Source organism: Macromonas bipunctata (genome assembly GCF_002837135.1).
Lineage (GTDB): Bacteria > Pseudomonadota > Gammaproteobacteria > Burkholderiales > Burkholderiaceae_C > Macromonas_A > Macromonas_A bipunctata.
Genome location: NZ_NWBQ01000086.1, coordinates 1 through 10,095, shown reverse-complemented (window position 1 = coordinate 10,095; position 10,095 = coordinate 1). Strand labels below are relative to the sequence as shown.

At 68.1% G+C, this 10,095-nt stretch carries 8 protein-coding genes; 5 read left to right on the top strand and 3 right to left on the bottom strand.

The annotated features are described in order from the left end of the window. Positions 1 to 117: 117 nt before the first annotated feature. Both CON76_RS11725 and CON76_RS11720 read right to left on the bottom strand, forming a co-directional pair. Positions 118 to 3,081, bottom strand: a complete 2,964-nt coding sequence (locus tag CON76_RS11725) for an ATP-binding protein (RefSeq protein ID WP_101103529.1) — start codon at positions 3,079 to 3,081, stop codon at positions 118 to 120. Between the two features lie 14 nt (positions 3,082 to 3,095). Then, positions 3,096 to 3,962 (bottom strand): PhnD/SsuA/transferrin family substrate-binding protein, encoded by an 867-nt coding sequence (locus CON76_RS11720; RefSeq protein WP_101103528.1) that lies wholly within the window; start codon positions 3,960 to 3,962, stop codon positions 3,096 to 3,098. Positions 3,963 to 4,106: 144 nt separating this feature from the next. On the opposite strand from CON76_RS11720, the gene CON76_RS11715 reads away from it, so the two are divergent. The 3 genes from CON76_RS11715 to CON76_RS11705 are packed head-to-tail and all read left to right on the top strand — an operon-like array spanning position 4,107 to position 7,157. Beyond that, complete coding sequence (locus CON76_RS11715) at positions 4,107 to 6,074, top strand: GspE/PulE family protein (RefSeq protein ID WP_101103527.1); 1,968 nt, start codon at positions 4,107 to 4,109, stop codon at positions 6,072 to 6,074. A 23-nt stretch (positions 6,075 to 6,097) separates the two neighbouring features. Continuing rightward, on the top strand, positions 6,098 to 6,736 hold the full coding sequence (locus CON76_RS11710; protein WP_101103530.1) for an MBL fold metallo-hydrolase: 639 nt from the start codon (positions 6,098 to 6,100) through the stop codon (positions 6,734 to 6,736). A 22-nt stretch (positions 6,737 to 6,758) separates the two neighbouring features. Next, positions 6,759 to 7,157 (top strand): RidA family protein, encoded by a 399-nt coding sequence (locus CON76_RS11705; RefSeq protein ID WP_101103526.1) that lies wholly within the window; start codon positions 6,759 to 6,761, stop codon positions 7,155 to 7,157. 31 nt (positions 7,158 to 7,188) lie between these two features. Here CON76_RS11705 and CON76_RS11700 read toward each other — a convergent pair whose 3' ends face one another. Further along, complete coding sequence (locus CON76_RS11700) at positions 7,189 to 8,121, bottom strand: M48 family metallopeptidase (protein WP_101103525.1); 933 nt, start codon at positions 8,119 to 8,121, stop codon at positions 7,189 to 7,191. Positions 8,122 to 8,180: 59 nt separating this feature from the next. Here CON76_RS11700 and CON76_RS11695 point away from each other — a divergent pair, with 59 nt between their 5' ends. Continuing rightward, positions 8,181 to 9,593, top strand: coding sequence for an AmpG family muropeptide MFS transporter (locus CON76_RS11695; protein WP_145995444.1), 1,413 nt, complete (start codon positions 8,181 to 8,183; stop codon positions 9,591 to 9,593). A gap of 169 nt (positions 9,594 to 9,762) precedes the next feature. Beyond that, positions 9,763 to 10,095, top strand: a 333-nt coding sequence (locus CON76_RS11690) for a helix-turn-helix domain-containing protein (protein ID WP_145995443.1), incomplete at its 3' end; no start/stop codon positions are given.

Below are 10,095 nucleotides of genomic sequence, written 5' to 3'. Positions count from 1 at the left end.
GCCAACCTCATCGGCAGTTGTTTGCGGTGTACAGTTTGGTTTCGGCATTGCCCGTCCTCTCATCCAGATTCGATACCTCGATGTTCGGGCATTTCAAGGGCAATGTCGTCCTCATTTCTACGGGCTATGGTGAAATATCCGGGTTAGCACCAGGTCGAACGGGGGCGCCGGGGTGTCGGTATCGGCCGCGGGTGGGCACAGCAGCGCCACGGCCTCGGCGCCGTTGCCCGCCACCGTGACGTGGTGGCCCTGTTTTTGCAGCAGCGCGCTGGCCAGGCGCTGGTTGATGAGGTTGTCCTCCACCAGCAGCAGGCGCAGCGCGGGCAGGGTGGGCGCAGCGGGGGGCGGGGCCTCGGTGCTGGCCGCCGTGGCACTGGCGGAGCTGGCCAGGCAGGCCAGCAGTTCCTCGGGCAGCACGGGCTTGAGCAGCTCGTGCTGCGCCACCGCGCCGCTGGCGATGGCGGCTTGTTCCAGGTGCGGCGTCAGGCTGCGCAGCAGCACCAGCTGGCTGCCCGCGTGCAGGCCGCCCTGGGCCAGGGCGGTGTTCCAGTCGTCGGCTGCCAAGGGTGCGGCCCAGCTGGCCTCCAGCACCACGGCGTGCCATGGCTGGCCGCTGGCAGCGGCCTCAGCCCAGGCGCGGCGCAGCAGGATGGTGGCGGCGTGGGTGGCGTCGGGGAGGGCGGTTGTGCCGGGGGGGAGGCTGGTTTCGGTTTCGGTTTCGGTTTCGGTTTGGGCTTCGGGTGCCAGCGCCTGCACCTGGGCGCCGGCGGCCTGCAGCCGCTGTTGCAGCAGCGCGCGCAGCAGCGGGTGGCGCACCAGCAGCAGCACCCGGCACGGCAGGGCCAGCGCAGCGGTGGACGGGGCGGGCGGGGCGTCGGGCGCCGCCGCATCGCCGGGGGCGGCATCCTGCAGCGGCAGCGGGGCCGTAAAGCAGAAGGTGCTGCCCTGGCCGGGCTGGCTGCGCACGCCGATCTCGCCGCCCATCATGCGCACCAGCTGGCGGCAGATGGTCAGGCCCAGTCCGGTGCCGCCAAAGCGGCGCGTGATGGACGCATCGGCTTGCGAGAAGGCCTGGAAGATGCCCTGCAGCTGCTCGGGCGCAATGCCAATGCCGCTGTCCTGCACCTCGAAGCACAGCAGTGGCGCCGCACCGGGGCTGGCGCCGTCCGGGTTGGGCTGGCAGCGCACGCGCACCACCACCTCGCCATGCGGGGTGAACTTGATGGCGTTGCCCACCAGGTTGATGAGCACCTGGCGCAGCCGCGTGGCGTCGCCTTGCACGTGTTCGGGCACATCGGGGGCAATGTCGATAACGAGCTCCAGCCCTTTTTCGGCGGCGCGGGTGGCCACGCTGCGGCAGGCGGCGGCCACGGTGGCGCGCAGGGCCAGCGGCAGCCGCTCCAGCGTCAGCTTGCCCGCCTCGATCTTGGAGAAGTCCAGGATGTCGTTGAGGATGGCCAGCAGCGACTCCGCCGATTGCTGCACCATGTGCAGGTACTGGCGTTGCACCGGCTGCAGCGGCGTGCCTAGCACCAGCTGCGTCAGGCCGATGATGCCGTTCATGGGCGTGCGCACCTCGTGGCTCATGTTGGCCACGAACTCGCTCTTGGCGCGGTTGGCCTGCTCGGCGGCCTCGGTGGCCTGGCGCTGCGCGGCCTCGGTGGCCTTGCGCGCGGTGATGTCGCGAAACGCCGTCACCGAACCCGTGACCTGCGCGCCCTGGCGCAGCGGGTTACTGGCCACCTCCACCGATACCGTGGAGCCATCGGCGCGCATGAATTCTTCTTCGCCCCGGAACTCGCCGCCGTGGTGCACCACCTTGAACACCGGGCACTCGTGCAGCGGCAGGTGGTCGTTGCGCGCATGGGAGTGGAAGATGTCGTGCCCCACGCGGCCCAGCACGTCCTCGGGGCGCAGCTGCAGCATCTCCAGCGCGGCCGGGTTCATCAGCGTGACGTGGCCCTGGTTGTCCAGCACGTACAGGCCTTCGGGCATGGTGTCGGTGATGGCCTTGAGGTTGTGGCGCTCCTGCGCCAGCCGCGCGTTGGACGCCGTCAGCCGCCCAAACAGCGTCAGCATCAGCAGCAGCCCCAGCGTGGCCAGCGCGGCCGAGACCGCAAATTCGCGCTGCAGCAGGCGCGCAAACGGCGCCCGGCTGTAGGCCAGCACGTAGCCCGCGAGCCGCTGCTCCACGTCACGCACCGGCAGCAGCGACACCGCCCACACCTTGCCCCCGTGGCTGGCGGTCACGGTGGCGGCACCGCCCTCGCGCATGAGTTGCTGCACGTCGGCGCGCTGGCGCAGCCGGGTGTTGAGCGCCTGCGCGCTGCCCGATGGCGCCGGGGGCGAGTCGGGCAGCAGCACCTCGGGGTCTTCCACCACAAAGTCGGGGTGGATGGCGGCGTCGCCGTAGAGCCACTGCTCATCGCCCACCAACTTGGGCAGCACCGCCGCGCGCTGCAGGATGAAGTGGTACTCGCGCGTGTCGTCAAGTTCGCCCAGCGCCTGCTGGATGCCGCGGAAGGTGACGCTCATCTCCACGCTGCCCAGGTGCCGGCCCTGGCGCTGCAGCGGGTACACGTAGCGAAAGCCGGACTTGAGCTTGCCGGTCTCGAACCCCGCCACCGCCACCCGCTGCTGGTTGGCGATGCGCACCGACGGGCGGGCGTCGAACAGCAGGTCGCCAAACTGGGCGGGCTCGTGAAAGCGCAGCAGGCTCTCGCCATTGGGCAGGTGCAGGTGGAACTGGCGCACGTTGGCCGCCTTGAGCTTGGCGTAGGTGGGCAGCAGCAGCTGGTACAGGTGGCCGCGCAGCGGGGCGCGCCCAGCTTCGTCCAACGCTGGCATGCGTGCCATGTGGTCCAGCACCTCGGGGCGGTTGACGGCCTCGTTGACGATGGTTTGCGTCATCAGCCGGTACATGTTGGTGCTGGAGCGGTACGTGACTTGCAGGCTGGCGCTGTACTGGTCCAGAAAGCGCGTCTCCTTGTCCTGCCAGTTGTAGTACAGCCGCCCCACGGCCGCGCTTTCTATCAGCACAAAGGCGGCCAGAAAATTCCAGCGGCGGCGGTTCCAGCTCATGACGCGGTCGACGCTCAGAAGTTGCCGTTTTCCGGAATGCGGGCGCGGCGGCGCAGCGCGCGCACCGGCTCGTAGTCGGCGTCGCTGGCGTTCACGGCGCCGTGGCGGATGTTGTTGCCCCAGCCTTGCGTCACGGCCTTGTCGGCAGCGTCTTGCAGCGGGCGCAGGCGGGTCAGGGCCTGGCGCAGTTGCTGCTGGCGCTGCGGGCTGATTTTCTGGCCATTGGCAATCAGCGCAAACGAGGGCAGTGGCGCGGTTTCGGCCACCACCTGCAGGCCCAGGTGGGCGTACTGCCGGGCAATGGCGGTCTTGATGCCGCCGAGCTCGAACTCGCCGCCCGCCACCGCCAGTGCCACGGCGTCGTGCTGGTTGAGGTAGCGGTACTGCTGTGCCATCAGCGAGCTGCCCGCCTGCTGCAGCAGGCCGTCGGTGGCCAGGTAGCCGCAGGTGGACAGCGGCTGCGTCAGCGCCACCGTGGCGCCCTTGAGCGACTTGAGCCGCGTCTTGCCGCTGGCGCTGACGATGGCGCAGGTGTAGCTGGGCTGGCCCGATTTTTCCAGGAAATGCACCAGCGGCGTGGCGGCGCCAAACTGCGACTTGAGCGCCACGTAGGGCAGCGGGCCCAGGTAGGCCACATCCACCTGGCCTTGGCGCAGCTTGTCCAGCACCTCCTGGTAGTCGCTGGAGTAGTCGATGCGGAACTCCAGCCCGGGCAGACGCTGCTCCAGGTAGTTCAGCATGGGCCTGAACTGCTTGACCACGGTCTCGGGCGCCTCCATGGGCAAGGGGGCAAACACCAGGGTTTCAGACTGGGCGGCGCTGGCGGGCAGCCAGGCGCTGCAGGCCAGCAGCCAGCCCAGCGGTTGAGTGAGGGATCGCATGTGTTGTTGTGCAGAGGGGAAAAAAAGCGGGCAGGCTGTGTCTGGGCGCCAAGACGAGCAACTATACCGCCGCCACGCCCTTGCATGGCCCCACATGGCCCCAGGCGGCAGCGCACGGCGCACCGATTGGCTACCATCCGGGGCATGCCTGCCCCCGTTGCCCCTTCCGTTGCCGCTCCCACGTCTGCGCCCGCCCCAGCGCCGCAGACCTTTGCCCAGCCCGCCACACCCGACGAGCTGTGGCAGCTGCTGCAGCGCCCCCAGCCCCAGCTGCGCCGCGTGCGCCACCTGGGCGAGGCCCTGCTGCAAAGCGGCGTCGTCACGCCCGACCAGTTGCAGGCCGCGCTGCAGCAGCAGGCACAGGACCGCGTGCTGGGGGTGGAGCGCCAGCTGGGCCAGCAGCTGGTGGAGCAGGGCGTCATCAGCGAGGCCCAGCTGCGCCACGTGATTGCGCACTGGCTGGGCAACCGCGTGCTCGACCCCAGCCGCTACCAGTGCGACCCCGAGGCGCTGGCCCGCATCCCGCACCACCTGGCCGAGCGCGAGGCGGTGCTGCCGCTGCTGCAGCACGACGACCTGCTGGTGGTGCTGATGGCCGACCCGCTGGACCAGCGCCTGCTCGACGAGTTGCGCTTCCTGACCCAGCGCCGCATCGTGTCGGTGATGGCCGCGCCCGGCACCCTCATGCCCGCCATTGCCCGCGCCTACGACCGCGAGCTGCGCCCCATACCCACCCCGGCCCCGTCCGGCCACCCCGCCACGCCGCGCCTGGCCGCCAAGACGCTGGCGCTGGACCTGCAAAGCAGCGCCGCCAGCGAGCTGGCGCGCGAGTCCGAGGCCGACATCGTCAGCGAGTCCGACAACACGCTGGTGCGCCTGATCAACTCGCTGATTGAGGAGGCGATCGCGCAAAAGGCGTCCGACATCCACATCGAGACCGAAGCCCCGCCCAAGCGCGTCAAGATCCGCTTCCGCATCGACGGCGAGCTGGTGCGCTACCTGGAGCTGGAGGCGCGCTTCCGCTACGCGCTGGTGGCGCGCATCAAGATCATGGCGGGCATGGACATCTCGGAGCACCGCAAGCCGCAGGATGGCAAGATCGACTTTGCGCGCTTTGGCGGCACCAAGACCGAGCTGCGCGTCGTCACCGTGCCCACCACCAACGGGCTCGAAGACGTGGTGCTGCGCCTGCTGGCGGGCACCAAGCCCATGCCCATCGACGGCATTGGCCTGAGCGCGCACGACCTGGACGCGCTGCGGCGCATGGCGCACAAGCCCTACGGCCTGATTCTGGTGTGCGGCCCCACCGGCAGCGGCAAGACCACCACCCTGCACTCGCTCATCAGCGATATCAACACCGAGGCGCGCAAGATCTGGACCGCCGAGGATCCGATCGAAATCACCCAGTCCGGGCTGCGCCAGGTGCAGATGAACCCGCGCATCGGCTGGACCTTTGCCGCCGCCATGCGCACCTTCCTGCGCGCCGACCCCGACGTCGTCATGATTGGCGAGATGCGCGACGAAGAAACCGCCCGGATTGCGGTCGAAGCTTCGCTGACTGGGCACTTGGTGCTGTCCACGCTGCACACCAACTCGGCCCCGGAGAGCATTGCGCGTCTGCTGGAAATTGGCATCGACCCGTTCAACTTCTCCGACTCGCTGCTGGCCATCCTGGCGCAGCGCCTGGTGCGCCGCCTGTGCCCCAGGTGCGCGCAGGCCCGCCCGGCCCAGCCCGAGGAGCTGCAGACCCTGGCCGCGCAGTACCTGGACGGTGCCCAGCCCTACAACGCGCAGGACGTGGCGGCCCAGGTGGCGCGCTGGACGGCCCAGCACGGCCAGCCCGACGGCCAGGGCGGGCGCTGTGTGCGCCTGTTCAGCAAAAAAGGCTGCGACGCCTGCGACCAGCGCGGCTACAAGGGCCGCCTGGGCATCTACGAGCTGATGCTGAGCAACGACGAGCTGCGCCGCCAGATCCGCCACCGCGCCTCGGCGGGCGAGATCCGCGCCCAAGCCTTGTTGGCGGGCATGAAAACCTTGCGCCAAGATGGCATCGACAAAGTGGTGGCAGGCCTGACCGACCTGTCCGAAGTGGTGGCCGCCAGCAACCTGTGAGCGTGCCTTCTACAATGCTGGGCATGTTGCAATACCTGACCATCCCCGTCACCCCGTTTCAGCAAAACTGTTCGCTGGTGTGGTGCGACCAGACTTTGGATGCCGCTGTCATCGACCCCGGTGGCGACCTGGGCCGCGTGCTGGCCGAAGTGCAGCGTTTGGGCTTGAACCTGACGCAAATCTGGCTCACCCACGCCCACATCGACCACGCGGGTGGCACCGCCGAGCTGGCGGCGCAGCTGGATTTGCCCATCATCGGCCCGCACCCCGGCGACCAGTTCTGGATCGACGGTCTGCCGATGCAAAGCGCCCAGTTCGGGTTTCCGCCCGCCGGGCACTTCACGCCCACACGCTGGCTGCAAGACGGCGATACCGTGCAAGTGGGCCACAGCACCGTGCAGGTGCGCCACTGCCCCGGCCACACGCCCGGCCACGTGGTGTTCTACTCGCCCGAAGCGCAGCGTGCCTTTGTGGGCGATGTGCTGTTTGCGGGCAGCATAGGCCGCACCGACTTCCCGCAGGGCGACCACGACCAGTTGATTGACAGCATCACCCAGCGCCTGTGGCCCATGGGCGATGACACCGTGTTCATCCCCGGCCACGGCCCCGAAAGCACCTTTGGCCGCGAGCGCCAGAGCAACCCCTACGTGCGCGGCACCTGAACCCACAACGAGGAGACAAACCATGACCACCCAACGCCAGCCCATCATCCCGCCGGGCATGGAAGACGTGTACCACAAGATCGGTTATGCCCCGGCCGTGCGCGCAGGCAACACGCTCTACATCTCGGGCCAGATTGGCCGCAACGACAAGATGGAGCTGGTGACCGACAAGGAAGCCCAGTTCGTGCAGACCTTCGAGAACCTGAAGAAGGTGCTCGACGCCGCAGGCGCCACCTTTGCCGACATCGTGGACGTGACGAGCTTTCACACCGACATGCGCGACCTGCCGCTGTACATGCAGGTGCGCGACCGCTACTTCACCAGCGACTTTCCGGCTTGGACGGCCATTGGCGCGGCCCAGCTGTGCGGCGCGCCGGGCTACTTTCTGGAAGTGAAAGCCGTGGCGGTGCTGCGCGACTGACGCACACGTCGGGCGGTGGCGCCGTGGTGCGTCAGCCGCCTTGGCGGGCCTGCTGGTACAGCGTCTGCACCTTGGGCACGTTGGCTTGCAGCTCTTTGATGCGGTCTGGCCCACTGGGATGGGTGGACAAAAACGCCAGCTGCCCGCCGCTGTTGGCCGCCGTCATCTTCTGCCACAGGCTCACGCTGGCCTGCGGCGCAAAGGCGCTGCGCGCGGCCAGCTCCAGCCCCACCAAGTCGGCCTCGGTTTCGTCGTCGCGGCTGAACTTCAGGCTCAGCAGTTTGGTGCCCAGGTTGGCGGCCATGTTGCCCAAATCGCCCAGGCCCAGCAGCTGTGCCCCCAGCGACAGGCCCAAACTGGTCGCTTGTGTTTTGGCCAGCCGCTCGCGGGCGTGCTCGCGCAGGGCGTGCGCCATCTCGTGGCCCATGATCATGGCCGCTTCGTCGTCGTTGAGTTGCAACTGGTCTAGGATGCCGGTGTAGAACGCGATCTTGCCCCCCGGCATGCAAAAGGCGTTGATCTGCTTGCTGCCGATCAGGTTGACCTCCCACTGCCAACTGCGCGCGCGGCTGTTCCACGGCGTGGTGTGCGGAATCAGCCGTTTGGCGATGGCGCGCAGGCGACGCAGCTGCGGGTGGTTGTCGGGCGCCAGCGCGTTTTGCTGGCGCGCCTGCTGCAGCATCTGCTGGTACTGGGTGCCGGCGGCGCTTTCGAGCTGCTCGGCGGGCACCAGCGTGCGCAACGCCGACGCGCGGCCCACATCCACCTGTGCGTGCGCGTTGCCCGGCAGCAACCCCAGCCCCGCCGAAGTGGCCGCCACCCCGGCCCCACCGGCGGCACTGGCCAGCAAGAAACCGCGCCGCGACGACCAGCGGTGCGAACCCCGCCCGTCGTCGGCAGCGGCATCGCCACCCACGGTGGAGGAGGAAGAAAGGGTGGTTTTTGCGTCACAGAGCCAGCACATGGGCCAATAATAGCCAAAAGCCCGCCGCCACGGGGGGCAGATTGGTATCCAGCTGTTTCATGTCCGCTCCGCCCGCACCGCCTGCTTCCTCCACGCCCGACGTCACGCCCGCACCGTCCGCCGCTCCAGCCCCGCCGTGGTGGCGCGTGTGGCGGGTGTACCTGGAACCGGCCAGCTTGCGCATGCTCGCACTGGGCTTTGCCGCTGGCTTGCCGCTGCTGCTGGTGCTGGGTACGTTGAGTTTTCGCTTGCGCGAGGCCGGGCTCGACCGCGCCACCATTGGCTACTTGAGCTGGGTTGGGTTGGCGTATGGCTTCAAATGGTGCTGGGCTCCGTTGGTCGATCGCTTGCCCTTGCCGCTGCTGGGCCGCTTGGGGCAGCGGCGCGCGTGGTTGTTGCTGTCGCAACTGGCCATTGTGGCGGGGCTGGTGGGCATGGCGCTGGCCGATCCGCGCACGGCGCTGCACACGGTGGTGGGCTGCGCGCTGCTGGTGGCGCTGGCTTCTGCCACACAGGACATTGCGTTGGATGCCTTCCGCATCGAATCCGCCAACGCCCAACACCAGGGCGCACTGGCCGCCACCTACCAAACCGGCTACCGGCTGGCCATGATCTGGGCTGGGGCTGGGGTGTTGTGGCTGGCCGCGCGCGCCGAACTGGCCCCCGCTGTGCCTGCGGTGGCGGCAGTGGCCAGTGCCTTGCCCGGCGCAACCTACCAGCAAGGCGCGTGGCAAAGCGCGTACTTGTGGATGGCCGCCTCCATGAGCGTGGGCGTGCTGACGGTGTTGTGCTCGGCGGAACCCGCACCGCGCCCGCCCAGCCAGGCCCGCACGCTGGGGGCGTGGCTGCGCGAGGCCATGCTCGAACCCTTTGCCGACTTTCTGCACCGCTACGGCAAACAGGCGCTGCTGGTGCTGGCGCTCATCGGCACCTACCGCATCAGCGACGTGGTGATGGGCATCATGGCCAACCCGTTCTACGTGGACATGGGCTACACCAAGGACGAAGTGGCCGCCGTCACCAAGGTCTATGGCGTGGTCATGACGCTGGCCGGGGCCTTTGTGGGCGGCGCGCTGGCCATGCGCTGGGGCGTGATGCGTGTGCTGATGCTGGGGGCCGTGGCCAGCGCCTGCAGCAACCTGCTGTTTGCCTGGCTGGCCGGGCACGGGCACGACGTGACGGCGCTGATCGCCGTGGTGTCGGCGGACAACCTCAGCGCCGGGGTGGCGTCGGCCGGGTTTGTGGCCTACCTCTCCAGCTTGACCAACGTGCGCTATTCCGCCACGCAGTACGCGCTGTTCAGCTCCATGATGCTGCTGGCCCCCAAGTGGCTGGCGGGGTTTTCGGGGGTGTTTGTGGATGCGCACGGTTACAGCACGTTCTTTACCGGTACCGCCTTGCTGGGGCTGCCGGTGTTGGTGCTGGTGGCCTGGGCTGCGCGGGCCAGCGTTACCCCACCCCGTGCCTGGTAGACTGTTGCAACGACCAAGCTCTATGCCGATTTCATCAATCTGCGCGGGAAATCCCGGCATTCATGCCGGGGAGGGATAGCGCAGCTTGCATTGCAAGCCCCTGAACCCGCTCCATTTTTGTTGGGCTATCTTCTGGATGGATGAGGTGATTTTCGTGTAGATTGTGCGCATGGACATCAAGCGCGCCTACCGCTTCCGGTTTTACCCAACGCCTGAGCAAGAAATCCTCTTGGCCCAGACGTTTGGTTGCGTGCGCGTGGTCTACAACCACATGCTGCGGCTGCGCAGTGAGGCATGGGAGCAGCGGCAGGAACGGATGGGCTACCACGACACTTCCGCAGCGTTGACGTTGCTCAAAAAGCAACCGGAGTACGCTTGGCTCAACGACGTGTCCAGCGTGCCGTTGCAGCAGGCGCTGCGGCATTTGCAAACAGCATTCGGCAACTTCTTTGCCAAACGTGGGCGTTACCCACAGTTCAAGCGCAAGGGCGGCCACCAGTCG